The 14,632-nt window shown below is 59.5% G+C and carries 13 protein-coding genes; all 13 read right to left on the bottom strand.

Features of this window, described 5'->3' with window-relative positions:
* Positions 1-12 precede the first annotated feature (12 nt).
* The 13 genes from HYZ49_14785 to HYZ49_14845 all read right to left on the bottom strand — a co-directional run bounded on the left by HYZ49_14785 (position 13) and on the right by HYZ49_14845 (position 14,620).
* Positions 13-1,065 carry an SH3 domain-containing protein gene (locus HYZ49_14785; protein MBI3243546.1) on the bottom strand — a complete coding sequence of 351 codons (1,053 nt, stop codon included), beginning with the start codon at positions 1,063-1,065 and terminating at the stop codon, positions 13-15.
* Between the two features lie 92 nt (positions 1,066-1,157).
* Positions 1,158-1,604 carry a dual specificity protein phosphatase family protein gene (locus HYZ49_14790; protein ID MBI3243547.1) on the bottom strand — a complete coding sequence of 149 codons (447 nt, stop codon included), beginning with the start codon at positions 1,602-1,604 and terminating at the stop codon, positions 1,158-1,160.
* Between the two features lie 7 nt (positions 1,605-1,611).
* Positions 1,612-2,091: a hypothetical protein gene (locus HYZ49_14795; protein ID MBI3243548.1), complete on the bottom strand. Its 480-nt coding sequence runs from the start codon at positions 2,089-2,091 to the stop codon at positions 1,612-1,614.
* A 9-nt stretch (positions 2,092-2,100) separates the two neighbouring features.
* On the bottom strand, positions 2,101-3,864 hold the full coding sequence (gene ade / locus HYZ49_14800; GenBank protein MBI3243549.1) for an adenine deaminase: 1,764 nt from the start codon (positions 3,862-3,864) through the stop codon (positions 2,101-2,103).
* An 81-nt stretch (positions 3,865-3,945) separates the two neighbouring features.
* Positions 3,946-4,914 carry an ABC transporter permease gene (locus HYZ49_14805; protein MBI3243550.1) on the bottom strand — a complete coding sequence of 323 codons (969 nt, stop codon included), beginning with the start codon at positions 4,912-4,914 and terminating at the stop codon, positions 3,946-3,948.
* Positions 4,915-4,916: 2 nt separating this feature from the next.
* Complete coding sequence (locus HYZ49_14810; GenBank protein ID MBI3243551.1) at positions 4,917-6,035, bottom strand: ABC transporter permease; 1,119 nt, start codon at positions 6,033-6,035, stop codon at positions 4,917-4,919.
* Between the two features lie 54 nt (positions 6,036-6,089).
* Positions 6,090-7,610: an ABC transporter ATP-binding protein gene (locus HYZ49_14815; GenBank protein MBI3243552.1), complete on the bottom strand. Its 1,521-nt coding sequence runs from the start codon at positions 7,608-7,610 to the stop codon at positions 6,090-6,092.
* Positions 7,611-7,693: 83 nt separating this feature from the next.
* Positions 7,694-8,965, bottom strand: a complete 1,272-nt coding sequence (locus tag HYZ49_14820; GenBank protein ID MBI3243553.1) for a BMP family ABC transporter substrate-binding protein — start codon at positions 8,963-8,965, stop codon at positions 7,694-7,696.
* A gap of 151 nt (positions 8,966-9,116) precedes the next feature.
* Positions 9,117-10,058, bottom strand: coding sequence for a carbamate kinase (arcC, locus tag HYZ49_14825; protein ID MBI3243554.1), 942 nt, complete (start codon positions 10,056-10,058; stop codon positions 9,117-9,119).
* 68 nt (positions 10,059-10,126) lie between these two features.
* Positions 10,127-11,107: an ornithine carbamoyltransferase gene (locus HYZ49_14830; protein MBI3243555.1), complete on the bottom strand. Its 981-nt coding sequence runs from the start codon at positions 11,105-11,107 to the stop codon at positions 10,127-10,129.
* 33 nt (positions 11,108-11,140) lie between these two features.
* A complete protein-coding gene (locus HYZ49_14835; protein ID MBI3243556.1) occupies positions 11,141-11,887 on the bottom strand; it encodes a GntR family transcriptional regulator in 747 nt (248 codons plus the stop codon).
* 146 nt (positions 11,888-12,033) lie between these two features.
* Entirely contained in the window at positions 12,034-13,845 is a 1,812-nt protein-coding gene (gene ade, locus HYZ49_14840) for an adenine deaminase (protein MBI3243557.1), read from the bottom strand.
* Positions 13,838-14,620 carry a DUF4058 family protein gene (locus HYZ49_14845; GenBank protein MBI3243558.1) on the bottom strand — a complete coding sequence of 261 codons (783 nt, stop codon included), beginning with the start codon at positions 14,618-14,620 and terminating at the stop codon, positions 13,838-13,840. Before HYZ49_14845 ends, ade (HYZ49_14840) begins: the two co-directional genes overlap by 8 nt.
* Between the last annotated feature and the right edge of the window lie 12 nt (positions 14,621-14,632).

The following is a 14,632-nucleotide window of genomic DNA, read 5'->3' on the forward strand; positions in this document are numbered from 1 at the left end:
AAAGATCTTCCATCAGAAATCCTGCGACGCCTGCGCCACCCACCCCACCAGATCGCCAAACTGGATTCGCACCCAGACGCGGCCTGCATTGTCGGGCTGTGGTGGATCGGGCAACAGTGAGACTTGCGTGCCAAACGGCAGCGATCCGATTCGATTGCTTGGCTGACCGGGCGCTGGCACGCGCGGCTCACTGCGGACGTTGAGGGAAGGTCGGACGATCACCCAACGTTGAGGGAGTGGAGGCGGGGGAACCGTCTCGCCGGGGAAGCGGTAGATTTCGTCGGGCCGGGTCGGTTCGTAGTCCCGAAACAAATCCCACAACGTCCGATCAAATTTGGTCGCCCGATAAACGCTGGCGAAGGTGGCGTTGTTCAGTTTGAGTTGATCAAGATAGGCGGTAAACTGCTGAGGCGTGAGCGGTTGTGTTCCGGCTTCGTTGGTATAAGCGCCGAGGATCGGATAGACCGAGGGCCGGTAGCCCCAGCGCGTTTCGGGCTGAACGCGATTGAGGTGGCCGTAGGCCCAATCGGTGATGACGGTGCGCGGCGGGCGGAGGAAAGTGCCGTAGCACATTGGCATGAGACCGCCGCGACAGGTGGGCACAAGTTCGTCGAAGCGTTTGTCGAGATGGTTGAGGATGTTAGGGAACGAATTGAAGAAAAGCGTTTGGGGATCGAGGCTAAAATCGTCGGTGAGGTGGCGGGCGAGTTGCAGAGCGCGGGCGGGGCCGTCGGGACCGGTGAGCGAGCGCGCTTCGGCGTCGAAGATTGCGCCGAGGTAGCCGTCCTCTTGAATCGCGCGGCGGGCGTACATGGCTTCGTTGCGCGGCGCTTGAGGGTTGTTGAGGTAGATGCTGTACCAGGCCACCGGCCACAGCCCGGCGTCGCGAATTTGCTGGGCAACACGCGGCGCGGTTGCGCTGTCATAGGCGGCGTCGGGCGGCCTGAAGGTGAGCACGTGATAGAAGATGTAGCGCGCGCCAACGTGCTGGGCCAGTTCGATGGCTTCGGGTATGTCGGTTTCGGGCCAGGCCCAGATGGCTTTACCAAAGAGTTGAGGAGGCATAAGCAACGATTGGGCACGAAGGCACTAAGGCACAAGGACACAAAGTCTTTCTTCGTGTCTTTGAGTCTTCGTGTCTTCGTGTTGTAAAGCAGTCAGTCCGATGGAGAGTTTTGCAGTAAAGTCATGTACGACACTTCTTCGCCGTAGAAGGCGCAGAGCGAAGTCCAGAGCGTCGGGTGCGGCTGGGCCAGCGGGTGTTTGGCTTTCAATTCGCGGTAGGCCTCGATCACGCTCAGGCCTTCCTCTTCCTTCAAGGCCGCAATCGCAAACGTGGTTGAGCGGCTGATTCCGGCTCCGCAGGCTACCAGCACCTTGCGACCCAGCGACTTTTGCAGGCGCACAAAATCCACGCCCTCTCTCAGCAACGCTTTCGGCAATGGCTCGCCGTCTTCGACGTGGACGAAGCGGGCGGCGATGCCGATCTGTTGCACGCTCTCGGCCAACTGCAACATCGCGCCGATCTCGTGCGTCCGAAGGAGATCAACGTCCAGCGTTTCGACAAACTTGCCAACGTGAAGCCAGGGACGGATGGTGAACATTGGTTGATCACAACTTCAAGTGTGGCGCGTAGTGTTTAATGTCATTACGCAATTCGCCGTTACGTAATTGAGCCTCAAATCCTAGCAATGTGATTTGTTTTACAGATCGTCGCGCAAACCAATCCCAGTTATTGATTCGGTCAGCCGGGTGGTCAAGTACAAGAGTGTCGATATGCACAGCAATGATATTGGCCCAGTTGGTGCAAAAGACAGCACCTAAATGATGGTATTCAATTCCCTCGGGCGAAATTACAAGGTAGGTATGAGTCGCTGAGAACAACATGAAAATTGCCGCAGTCCCAAGAAAAATATAAATGAGTAAATCTCGCCATAAGTTATTAGAAAAGGAGCGGTTTTGCAATGATACTATCAACTGATTCAGGAGCAAGACAACTAAGAAAGATATAAGTGTTGCAGCACTAATCGAGCCAAGGCGCGAAATCAATGCTGGCCTATACACCTTTCCCGTTTTTTCTCCCATTTTCATTTCTTGTGCTCACTCAATCACTACTGGAACCAACTTCCTCTGCCTCACATCTACCAATCCCTTATCCGTCAACCCGGCTTCGGGGATGGAAGGCAGAGAAACGAACGAGAGAGTCATGAAGGGCGAGTTGAGGGGCGAGCCGAGTTCGCGGGCGGCGGCGTTCAACTTCTCCAGCGCCGCATTCACTTCTGCCGCCGGGCGGTCGCTCATCAGCCCAGCCACCGGCAGGGGCAGGTCGGCCAGCACCTTGCCCTCAGCCACAGCCACAAAGCCGCCGCGAATTTTCACAAGTGCGCGAACACACGTTGCCATGTCGTCGTCGTTCGTTCCCAGCACGACGATGTTGTGATGGTCGTGAGCCACCGTTCCGCCGATCGCGCCGCGCTTCAACCCAAAACCTTTGGCGAAGGCGACGGCGATGTTACCGTTCTTGCCGTGCCGCTCGACCACCGCAATCTTCAACACGTCCTGAGCCACGTCCGGCTGAACCTGACCGTCCACGACCTTTAGCTCCGCTTCGCGGAAATAATTGATGATCTGATCGGGCACAATCTCGATGACCCGAACCTTGACGCTGGCGCGCGACGATCCAACCGCCAGCCTGAAATGGGTTGCTTTGGTTCCGCGTTTGGCCTTCACCGTGTTCTTGAGCCAGGCGGCGTAACGGATCGGCGGCACCGTCACAACCAGCTTGCCATTTTCAGCGACCAGCCGCCCGCCCACATAAACTTGCGCGGGCGTGATCGGGTTTAGCGAGTCCGAAAGAATGAAGTCGGCGAAGCGGCCCGGCGTGAGCGCGCCCAGGCGATCATCCAGCCGGAAGTGTTCGGCGGCGTTGAGCGATGCCATTTGAATGGCCTGGAGCGGATCGAGGCCGAGCTTGATGGCTTCGTTGACGTTGTAATCAATGTGACCTTCGCCGGCAATGTCGGCGGAAAATTTGTCGTCCACGCAAAACATCATGCGCCGGGTGGGCAGGCTCTCGCGCACGATGCCGGAAATCAGGTCGCGCAAGTTGCGCTCGGACGATCCTTCGCGAATGATGACGGCCAGACCCACGGCCAGCCGCGCCTTCACGTCCTCAATCGTCACGCACTCGTGGTCGTCGGCCAACCGCCCGGTTGCATACGCCTCAAGGTCTTTGCCGGAGAGTCCGGCGGCGTGGCCGTTGGCAATCTTGCCTCGGGCGTGCGCCGCCAGAATCTTTTTGAGGTACGGCGCTTTGTATTCCAGAACTTTCGACGGATCAAGTTCGCCGAGGCTGATCGCGTCCGGCCAGGCCAGAATGCGGCGCACTTCTGCCGGGCCAAGTTCTGCGCCCGTCGTTTCGAGGCCGGGCGCGGTGGGCACGCGCGAGGAGACTTCGACGAAGAGGCGGTAAGGAAGTGTCGGGGCCGAACGAAAAAATTCGGCCAGCCCGTCGTAACCGGCCACGTTCGCCACTTCCATCGGGTCAACCAGAAGCGTGGTCGTGCCGGTCGGCACGACAACTTCGGCCAGCCGGTCGGGCGTGAGCAAAGCCGATTCGATGTGAATGTGGGCGTCAATGAAGCCGGGGATGGCAAAACGACCGCCTGCTTCAACAGTGGCGGTTGCCCGGCGATCACCGCCCGGTAGAACCGACACGATCCGGTCGCCGCAAATGCCAATGTCCGTCTCGACGATCTGCTCGCCGTAAACATCCACCAGCCGCACATTGCGAACGAGCAGGTCCAGTGGCCGCTCGCCGAGCGCCGCCCGAATCTGATCTTGCAGATCACTCACAACATTCATCAGAAGGATTCACCGCAAAGACGCGAAGAACGCAAAGAAAGTCTTTTTCTCTTTGTGCCCTTCGCGCCTTCGCGGTAAAGATCAATGGCCGCGCTCGCCGCGAACGTAGGGCAGGCCCAGCGCCGCCGGAGCGCCGAGACGCTGGCGCAGTGCCTGGCGCGAGCCGATGATGAGAACGATGATAGTGAAGGCGTACGGCAACATTTGCATGAAGAAGCCGTAGTAAGGGTTGTAGTAAAAGGGGTTGTTGAAACCGAAGAGCGTCGTCGGGCCTTGAATGTCGAGGATGGCGCGGCGGAGCGCGCCAAAGGCGTAGGAGCCAAAGGCGGCCCGCCACGGATCCCACTGGGCAAAGATCACGAGTCCGACCGCGATCCATCCCTGCCCCGACGTGGTCAACTCGCTGAACCAGCCGGGTGAGATTGCCAGGCTGATCGTGCCGCCGGCCAGCCCGGCTAACATGCCGCCCAGGAAGACGTAGAAATAGCGTAGTTGGTAGACGTTAAGGCCCATCGCGTCGGCGGCAGTCGGGTTTTCGCCGATGGCTCGCAGGTGCAGGCCGGGGCGGGTGCGGTTAATATAGAACCACACCAGCGGCAGCATGGCGAAGCCCACGTAGACCATCACGCTCTGGTCGGTGAAAAAGATTGGGCCGACGACAGGGATGGCCGACAACAGGGGAACCGTGAACCGGGGCAGGAGGGTGATTGTGCCGGCTTTGCTCAAGCCTTCGCCGAACACCAGGCTCAGGCCGGTTCCCAAAAATGTAAGGGCCAGACCGCTCACCACCTGATCAGCCTGAAAGTGAATGGTGACAATGCCGTGCAGAATCGCCAACAGCCCGGCCATGAGCATCGCCACCAGCAATCCCAGCCAGCCGTTGCCGGTGGCCACCGTCACGCTGAAGGCGCTCATCGCGCCCATCAGCATCATGCCTTCCACGCCCAGGTTGAGCACCCCGGATCGCTCGGCAAAAATTTCGCCGATGGTGGCGAACAATAACACGGTGCCGCTGGCGACGCCCGCTTGAAGAATGATGATGGGATCCATCGCTAAATCTCCCCTGCCCGAACGACCCGGACTCGATAACGCAACAGCACGTCGCTGGCGATGAGCATGAACAGAATGATGCCTTGAATGAGGCGCGGCACACCCGCCGGTTGAATTTCGCGCCCGGCCAGGATGAGGCCGCCAAACAGGATGGCGACGACGATCACCACCAGCGGGTTGAGCTTGGCCAGCCAGGCAATGATGATGCCGGTGAAGCCATAGCCGGGGGAGATGCTGGTTTGCAAACGGTGCACCACGCCGGCGATCTCGCTCATGCCGGCCAGCCCGGCCAGCGCCCCGGACGTCATCATCACCAGCACCGTATTCTTCACGATGTCGATTCCGGCATACTGGGCGGCGCGCGGGTTGTCGCCGATGAGGCGAATTTCGTAGCCCCAGCGACTGCGATAAAGAATGTACCAGATGATAAAGGCGGCAATGATGGCAATGATCAAACCGGCGTGAGTCGTCAAACCACGAAACGCCGGTATCTGTTTGGCATAATCGGCCAGGCGCGGCAGCCAGGCCGCCTTCTGGAAGGTCTTGCTCAACTGGAAGCCGCCTTCGCTCCACACCCCGAAGACAAAGTAATTGACCAGGGCAACGGCAATATAGTTCAACATCAGGGTCGTGATGATTTCGTTGACATTAAGCCGGGCCTTGAGCCAGCCGGGGATGAAGCCCCACAACGCGCCGCCGGCCACCCCGGCAATCAACATCACCGTTATTGCCACCGGGCGAGGAGCGGTTTCTGGAACCAGGCCGGACAGGATCACCGCGCTGGCCCCAAGCGCTCCTATGTAGAACTGGCCTTCGGCGCCGATGTTCCACAGCTTCATGCGGAACGCCAGCGAGCAGGCCAGGCCGACCATGATCAGCGGTGTGGCCTTGACCAGCGTGTCGGAAAACACGCCAATGTCGCCGAAAGCGGCTTTGCCGATGTGGACGTAAGCCGCAATGGGGTCGCCGCCGACCAGCTTGAGTATCACCGCGCCCAAAATCAGCGCCACGATGATTGCGCCCAACGAGACAGCAGGACTCAGCCAGCGCGGCACGTCGAGGCGCGGTTCGATTTTGATCGTAAATGGAAGGCCGGACTTTGCTTGAGCAGTTGTTGCCACATGTACCTCCAGGGGTTTGAGATTCGAAAGCTGAGAGACTGCCGTAGCCAACTTCTAGCCATCAACCGTCTGTCGTTTGGCCCCGGTCATCATCAAGCCAATCTGTTCCAGATCGTGCTCAACCAGGTCGCCCACAATTTCGCCTTCGTAGATCACCAGGATGCGGTCGCTCAAGGCAAAAATCTCTTCCAGTTCTTCGGAGATGAGCAGGACGGCGGCTCCCGCCTCACGCTGAGTCAACAGCAGACGTTGCACGCCTTCGATTGCGCCCACATCCAGGCCGCGCGTGGGTTGCACGGCAATCAACAACTTGGGTTGGGCCGACAGCTCACGGGCCAGGATCACTCTCTGCAAATTCCCGCCGGAGAGCAGCCGGGCCGACACGTCCACGTTCGGCGCGAGGATTGCGTATTCGTCTTTCAACGTTTCGGCTCGCTTGCGCGCCGCCAGGCTGTTGAGCGACCAGCCTTGCGCCAGCGGCGGGTGGCGATAGCTTTTCATGATCACGTTGTCCACAATGCTCAGGTTGGGGGCCGAGCCAACGTGGTTGCGATCTTCAGGGATGTGAGCCACGCCTTTTTGAATGGAGGCCATGGCCGACCGGTTCGACACGTCTTCGCCGTTGACCAGAATCCGGCCCGAGGCGCAGCGCCGCAAGCCGGTGATCACTTCGGCCAGTTCGCGCTGGCCGTTGCCGGCCACCCCGGCCACCCCCACGATCTCCCCGGCCCGCACCGTGAGCGACAGATTCTTCAAGGCCGGCCGGTTTTTGTCGTTAATGGCGTTCACCTGGTCCAACTGCAAAACAACCTCTCCGGGCGCTTGCGGTTTCTTGTCGAGGAGGAAGAGAACGGCGCGGCCCACCATCAGTTTGGCCAGTTCGGCTTTGGAGGTGTCGGCGGTCTTGAGGCCGGCGGCCGTCACCTTGCCATGACGCAGGACGGTGATGCGGTCGGCGATGCTCATCACTTCGTGGAGCTTGTGGCTGATGAAGACGATGGATTTGCCTTCGGCGGCCATGGCTCGCAGAGTCTTGAACAGGCCTTCGATCTCCTGCGGGGCCAGCACCGCCGTTGGCTCGTCCATGATCAACACTTGCACGCCGCGATAGAGCATTTTGAGGATTTCGACTCTCTGCTGTTCGCCGACCGAGAGTTGCCAGATTTTAACGTTAGGCGTGATGCGCAACCCGAAACGCTCGCCAAGCTCGGCCATTTGTTTGTCGTAATCGGAAAGGCGCATGAAGAAGCGCGGCTCGTCGAGGCCTAGCAAAATATTTTCGGTGACGGTCTGGGAGGGGATGAGGGTGAAATGCTGGTGGATCATGCCCAGGCCGCGGGCGATGGCGTCGCGGGGAGAATTGAAGGACACGGTTTCCCCGCGCACGGCGACGACTCCGGCCTCGGGCTTGTAAAGCCCGGCCAGGACGCTCATCAGGGTGCTCTTGCCGGCGCCGTTCTCGCCCAGCAAGGCGTGAATTTCCCCGGCCCGCAGATCAAAGTCAACATGATCGTTGGCCAGCACACCAGGGAAGCGTTTGACTATGCCTCGCATTTCGACAACGTTGTCGGCCATGAACTCAGTCCTTTACAAAGAGGCGCATAAATGTAGGGGCGACGTAACGTCGCCCCTACAAACAATCAGGTTATCAGAAAACGTCAGCCGCCGATGTCGGGCAGTTCGGCGGTGATGCCGTCGGCCCACCAGTACATGCAGGTACTGCAGGGCGAGCCAAATTCCTTAAAGCCGTCGAGGTCGAGTTGTTCAAGCGAGACGCCGTCGGCCAGGATTTCGTTGCCCTTGTTGTCATTGAGCGGGCCTTTGAAGACATCGAACCGGGTGAACTCTCCGGCCAGGGCCAGGGCCATCGTGTCTTGAATCATCTTCACGTCCTCGGCGGGCAAGTCGGCCACACCGGGTTGCGGGGTTTGACCTTCCATGAAACCATAGAGACCCAGCGCGCCGGTGTCGGCATCGAAGTATTCAAAGCCGGGTTTGTAGGCGCCGTCCTTGACTTCCTGAGCGATGCGAGCGTAGACCGGGCCCCAATCCCAGTACATGGTCGTCAGACAACGCTCGACCTTGCAGTTGCCGTTCCAGTCGTAATTGATGCCCCACTTGCCCTTTTCCTGGGCCACATCGCCGGCGGCGGGTGTGTCAGCGCCGGTGAAGACGACCTGCGCGCCGGCGTCAAAGAGTGAAGCGGCGGCTTCTTTCTCGATCACCGGGTCATGCCAGGTGTTGATCCAGCGCACGTCCATGGTGCATTCGGGACAGGTCTTGCGCATGCCAATGGCAAAGGCGTTGCCCAGGCGCAGTTCTTCGGGGATCGGGAAGGTAGCCATGTAGCCGATCTTCGGGTTGCCGTCGGTCTTGGCGCGCGAGCCGGCCAGCATACCGGCCATGTACTTCATGGTTTCCATCGCGCCGAACAGGTTGCCGAAGTTCGTTTCGTTGGTCTTGAAGCCGGAGATGTGGACGAACATGGTGTCGGGGAACTCTTCAGCCACGGCGGCCATGGCGTCCATGTAGCCGAACGAGGTGCCGAAGATCAGGTTGAAGCCCTTGCGAGCGAGACTGCGATACACTTGCTCGGCCTCAGCGCCTTCAGGCACGAGTTCGATGTAGGCGACGTGGGTGTCCGGCACATTCTGTTCGACGTACGTCAGGCCTTCGTAGTGGGCCTGGCTCCAGCCGCCGTCGTCGTGCGGGCCAATGAGCACCATGGCTACATTGAACTTGCCCGCTTCAACATCCGGGATCTGAAAGCCGGTCTCGGGCGGAGCGGTGGCCGCTGGCGGTTCGGTCGCCGCCGGGGGCTGGGTGGCGGCGGGCGGTTGAGTCGCCGCCGGGGGTTGGGTGGCCGCTGGGGGCGGGGCGGCGGTGGTGGCGGCGCCACCACAGGCTGTTACGACGAAGGCCGCAATCATCAGCAGGCTCGTCAACGTCCAAAGTTTTTTAGCAAACATTTCTAGACTCCTCCTTGTTGAGTCAGCAGAACACTTTTATTTCTCTTCAATGACGGCAATAAAACAACTTGAGCGATAAGACTCACCTCCTTCAACGAGTGTGGGGCAAAACTTACGGCCCGATCCAGGTGCCGGTTTCGCCCGCCAGGGCGCGGCCAATGTTTTCCGGGTTGGTGATCAACGCCTGCTTGCCGCCGCGCTCCAGGAACCAGATGACGGCCTGAATTTTAGGCCCCATGCTTCCTTTAGCAAAGTGGCCGACCTCTGAATACTGGCGGGCTTCAGCCAACGTGATCCGGTCGAGCCATTGCTGGTCAGGCTTATTGTAATTGAGGGCGACTTTTTCGACAGCGGTAGAAATGACGAACAAATCGGCCTGAATACTGTTCGCCAGCAATGAGGAAGCATAGTCTTTGTCAATGACGGCTTCTACGCCGATGAGTTCGCCCTTCTCGTTTTCGACGACGGGGATGCCGCCGCCGCCGACGGCTACAACCGTGAAGCCGGCTTTGATCAGCGTTTCAACGGCTTCGCGCTCGACGATGCGTTTGGGCAAGGGCGAGGCCACGACTCGCCGCCAGCCCCGTCCGGCGTCCTCGACCATCGCCCAGCCTTCCTGCTCCATCTTCACTTTCGCTTCAGCCTCGCTCATAAACGACCCAATCGGCTTGGACGGACGCTGAAAAGCCGGATCGTTTTTGTTCACCAGCACCTGCGTCACTACCGTCGTCGCCTCTTTCTTCATGCCCCGTTTCTTGAACTCGTTGTGCAGGGCTTTCTGGAACATGTACCCAATCGCGCCCTGAGTGTCTGCCCCGCAGGCGTCCAGCGGCACTTCGTGCAACTCGTGCCTGGCCAACTCCGACCGCCTGAGAATGAAACCTACCTGTGGCCCGTTGCCGTGCGTCACGATCACATCCCAGCCGGCTTCAATCATCCCGGCGATGTGCTTCATCGACTCACAGGCCGCCAGGTATTGATCGTTAACTGTCTTGTGTTTCTCGTCGGCGATAAGGGAGTTGCCGCCGACGGCCACAACCGCGACTTTGCTCATAGTTCAATTTTCAATGCACAATACACAATGCACAATTGAGAATTGTGCATTGTTATTTGTGAATTGCCCTAGTGCATTGTCAACGCCATCACCGCCTTTTGGGCGTGCAGGCGGTTCTCGGCCTCATCGTACACCACCGAATTCGGGCCGTCTATCACTTCATCTGTCACTTCCAGCCCCCGGTCGGCTGGCAGGCAGTGCATGTAAATTGCGTCTTCCTTGGCCAGCTTCATCCGCCGCCCGTCGGTGATCCAACTCCGATATTTCTCGATGAGCGCCTTGCCTTCATCCTTGCCCGTCGTCGTCACCAGCGGCCCCCAACTCTTCGGGTACACCACGTCGGCGTCCTTGAAAGCCTCATCCATGTTATCAGTTACCTCAAAGCCCACATGATACTTCTTGGCGTTTTCCCGCGCCTGCTCCATGATTTCCGGCATCAGCTTGAACTCCGGCGGATGGGCCAGCACCACGTCGCAACCAAAGCGGGTCATTTGCAGAATCAGGGATTGAGGGACAGAGATGGGTTTGCTGTAGGAAGCGGCGTAGGCCCACGAGACCGCCACTTTCTTCCGCTTCAGGTCGCGGCCTTTCTTCTCGATGATGGTCATGAGGTCGGCCAGGCACTGAAAGGGGTGGTAGACATCGCACTGCATGTTGAGGATCGGGGCGCGGCTGGCGCGGGCCACTTCGTTTTCGTACTTGTTGCCGAACTGCCAGTCGCACTGGCGAATGGCGATGCCGTCGAAGTAACGCCCGAAAATTTCGCCAATCTCTTTGGCCGTGTCGCCGTGGGAAATCTGGGTAGTCTCCGAGTCGATGAAGGCGGCGTGGCCGCCAAGCTGGGCCATGCCGGCTTCAAAGGAGCCGCGGGTGCGGGTGGAGGTAAAGAAGAAAAGCATGGCCAGGGTTTTATCCCGCAAGAGCGCGTGAGGCTGGCCGAGGGTGCGCTGGCGTTTGAGGTCCCAGGCCACATCCAGCACGGTTTCGACTTCTTCCTTGCTGAAGTCCAGGTCGCCGATAAAGTCCCGGCCACGAAAGTTGGTTTGCATGTTTGTATTATTCTCCTTGAAGATTATGAAGGTTCAGCGTCCCACTTTTCGCACCACGTGGAACTTGAAGTAACCAGGCGTAAAGTGACTATGCGAGTGATCGATGGCCCGCCCGTCCTGCGTGTACAGCACGGCTTCGAAATGCAACAGCGGCGTGCCGCGTTGCAGGCTCAGGTGGCGGGCCAGCGACCCGTCCGCCGACTCGGCGGTGATGGCCGTGCGCGACTGGCCCAGGGCCGGGTTGCCGCGCTTGAGCAATAAGTCCAGCACCGAGCCGCTAAAGTTTTCCATTTCTTCCTGAGTGACAACTCCTGTCGGCAAAACATCTGTCAAATAGGCAACGGGCACCGCCCCGGCATAAATGGTGCGGGCGATTTCGACGACGGACGCGCCCGCCGCCAGGCCAAGTGAGGCGGCGTGCTTATCGTCGGCAGGGCATTCGTTGACCACCAGGTCAGTCACGTATGTTTCCAGGTTCAGGCGACGGGCCAGGGTATCAATGCTCTCCAGCACTTCCAGTCCGCTTTCAATGATGGGGTGCGGAGCCAGCACAAACGTGCCTACGCCTGGTTTGCGAGCAATGCGGCCCCGCTCTTCAAACAACCGCATGGCTTCGCGCAGCGTTGCCCGCGAGATGCTCAACCGCTTTGCCAGTTCCGGTTCGGTGGGCAAACGCTCGCCGGGCGAAAGCGAGTCGATCCACTGGCCCAGCGCCTCCTCGGCGCGCAGATACAACGGGCGAGAGTCCATTTGAGTCTTGGGGCGGGCAGTTGGGTTCATAAGCACCTCGCGCAAGTTAGAGCCGCCAATAAAGCCGTGTTTCCGGCGCAGTTGCGCTGCATCGGCGGCAGTCCAAGTTAAGATCCGACGGGATTGAGTTGAGGCATAGCCTCGCCGGCTATCTGATAAAACCCGTCAGGCCCGGATTAAATCAGCACCGGCACAAATTCAAACTTCGTCACATCCACCAGCCCCAAATCCGAAATTCGCAATTCGGGGATGACGACCAGAGCCAGCAACGACAATTGCATATTGGCATTGTGCAGTTGACAGCCACAGGCCCGGTAAGCGGCCAACACCTTCTCGGCCTTCGCCGCCACGGCATCGGCCCGCTCATCCGACATGAGACCGGCGATCGGCAGTTCGACGACAGCCTCTACTTTATCATCTTTCACCACCAGCATCCCGCCGCCGCGCGCCGCCAACTCGTTGGCGGCCATCGCCATCGCCGCCTCATCGGTGCCGACGACGAGCATGTGATGACTGTCGTGCGCGACTGTTGAGGCAATCGCGCACGGCGTATTAAAGCCGAAGCCATGCACAAACCCGACCTGCACCCCGCCCGTTCCTTTGTGCCGTTCGACAAGCGCCACTTTGCAAACATCCAGCGCCGGGTCGCCTTTCACTTCGCCGCTGTTCACCGGCAGGTCGAACCTCAAGTGTTTTGTCGGCGCCTGGTTCTCAATCACGCCGATCACATTCGCCTTGACTTTGGAATTTGGGTTTTTGGGATTTTGGGATTTGGGGCCTGGAATTTTGAAATCCGCCGCCGTCAACTTCTTTCCCAAATGCACCGACTGCTTCACGTCCACCGGATACTCGAACCGAGGCAGGTCAACCGCCAACTTGCCACCCTGGGCCAGCACTTCCCCCGCCCCGATCACCACGTCAATCGCCAGCGCCGACAAATCGCTCACGATCAAAATATCGGCGTAGCGCCCCGGCGCGATCTGGCCCACGTCGTTGCTCACGCCGAAGTGCTCGGCGGTGTTCAGCGTCGCCATTTGAATCGCCGTGATTGGCTTGAGGCCTTGCTGAATCGCGTGCCTCACCACCCGGTTCATGTGGCCTTCGTTGACGAGCGTGCCGGAATGCGAGTCGTCGGTGACGAGGATGAAATGGCGCGGGTCGAGTCCCATTTCAGTGACGGCCTTCACCTGAGTCGCCACGTCGTACCAGGCCGAACCGAGTCGCAACATCGCTTTCATCCCTTGCCTGACTCGGGCGACGGCATCGTCAACGCGAGTCCCTTCGTGATCATCCGCCGGGCCACCCGCCACGTAACCGTGAAACGGCCTGCCCAGGTCGGGCGCGGCGTAGTGGCCGCCGATCACTTTGCGCGCCTTCATCGTCTCGGCCATCTCGCCGTGCATCTTTGGGTCGGAGAGGAACACGCCGGGGAAGTTCATCATCTCGCCCAGGCCGATGACGCCCGGCCAGGTCATCGCCTCGCGCACTTCGTCCGGGCCGATGCTGGCCCCCGGCGTTTCCAACCCTGGCGCGGAAGGCACGCACGACGGCATTTGTACCCAGACGTTGATGGGCAAGTTGGCGGCTTCATCCACCACCAGCCTCACGCCGCGCAGGCCGAAGATGTTGGCGATCTCGTGCGGGTCAATGAACATGCCGGTCGTGCCGTGCGGGATGACAGCCCGGGCAAACTCGGTGACGGTGACCATGCCCGACTCGACGTGCATGTGGCCGTCGAGCAAGCCCGGCACGAGGTAGCGCCCGGCGGCGTCAATCACTTTGGTGCTCGACTCCAACGTGTGACTGGCGTCCGGCCCGACGTAAGCGATGCGCGAACCTTTGATGGCAACGTCAGTGTTCGGGACGATCTCGCCCGACTGCACGCACACCCACTGCCCGTTGCAGATGATCATGTCGGCGGGCGCGCGGCCCATCGCGCAATCCACCAGTTCGCGGGAAATTTCGTGCCAGGGTCGGCGTTTAGGCATTCTGCTTCTCCCGTTTCAAAAGAGACTCTATCCAAGTCTGCTCTTCCGGCAACAACTCCGGCGGCGGAGGTGGCTGATGATAGTCAATTCGGATGGCATACGCCCCGCGCTCATAAATAGCGGCTACCGTCGCGTTCAAATCAAGCATGACATCCGGGTCGGGTTTGAGTAACGGCACGGGCAGGACAGGCAATTTATCCTTCAACTGTATCGGCCAGACCTGGACGGTGGGGCGTTTTTCGAGTCGGCTGAGGATAATGTAGTACGGCGCGAGCGGAACCGGGTCGAGCAGTGGCGGGCGCTCGCCGGCGCGCAATAGATCGATCTCGATCAAATGGGTGTCGGAATTCAACACCGCTTGCCGTTTGCGGTGGTAGCTTTCAAAGGCTTTGTGGCCGCGCTGTTTGTTGACCGGAGAGAGAATCTCGATGCTGGTGATCAATTGCCGATCGTTGGCGGCTCGAATCTCGACTGTGAATAGTTTGAGCGGGTCGAGCGCCACCCGGCTTTCAACCGGCGCCGGGCCAGCAGTGGAGATGACCGGATACGTTGTTTGAGTCTCTCGTAAAACCACACCCACATCTGGCCGTCCCTGGCGGGCGATGCCGACCTCGACATCGTCGTAACTCACAAAGACCTCAACAGCCGCGTAATAGCGTGGACGTATTTGAGGAGAGAGTTGCCCTTGTATCTCAGTAGCCAGGTTATGATGAAAATCCTGCCAAATATCAGGATGTTCGATGTAGGGATCCATGCCCGGAAACGGCGATGGCATCATCTACCTCCT

The organism is Chloroflexota bacterium, assembly GCA_016197225.1.
Taxonomy (GTDB): Bacteria; Chloroflexota; Anaerolineae; order Anaerolineales; family VGOW01; genus VGOW01.

Bases quoted from the DNA above. Each gene is read 5' to 3' on its own strand.
- HYZ49_14805 (MBI3243550.1), bottom strand. From the start codon at position 4,914: ATGGATCCCATCATCATTCTTCAAGCGGGCGTCGCCAGCGGCACCGTG.
- HYZ49_14830 (MBI3243555.1), bottom strand. From the start codon at position 11,107: ATGCAAACCAACTTTCGTGGCCGGGACTTTATCGGCGACCTGGACTTC.
- HYZ49_14835 (MBI3243556.1), bottom strand. From the start codon at position 11,887: ATGAACCCAACTGCCCGCCCCAAGACTCAAATGGACTCTCGCCCGTTG.
- HYZ49_14845 (MBI3243558.1), bottom strand. From the start codon at position 14,620: ATGCCATCGCCGTTTCCGGGCATGGATCCCTACATCGAACATCCTGAT.
- arcC (MBI3243554.1), bottom strand. From the start codon at position 10,058: ATGAGCAAAGTCGCGGTTGTGGCCGTCGGCGGCAACTCCCTTATCGCC.
- ade (MBI3243549.1), bottom strand. From the start codon at position 3,864: ATGAATGTTGTGAGTGATCTGCAAGATCAGATTCGGGCGGCGCTCGGC.
- HYZ49_14785 (MBI3243546.1), bottom strand. From the start codon at position 1,065: ATGCCTCCTCAACTCTTTGGTAAAGCCATCTGGGCCTGGCCCGAAACC.
- HYZ49_14790 (MBI3243547.1), bottom strand. From the start codon at position 1,604: ATGTTCACCATCCGTCCCTGGCTTCACGTTGGCAAGTTTGTCGAAACG.
- HYZ49_14795 (MBI3243548.1), bottom strand. From the start codon at position 2,091: ATGAAAATGGGAGAAAAAACGGGAAAGGTGTATAGGCCAGCATTGATT.
- ade (MBI3243557.1), bottom strand. From the start codon at position 13,845: ATGCCTAAACGCCGACCCTGGCACGAAATTTCCCGCGAACTGGTGGAT.
- HYZ49_14815 (MBI3243552.1), bottom strand. From the start codon at position 7,610: ATGGCCGACAACGTTGTCGAAATGCGAGGCATAGTCAAACGCTTCCCT.
- HYZ49_14820 (MBI3243553.1), bottom strand. From the start codon at position 8,965: ATGATTGCGGCCTTCGTCGTAACAGCCTGTGGTGGCGCCGCCACCACC.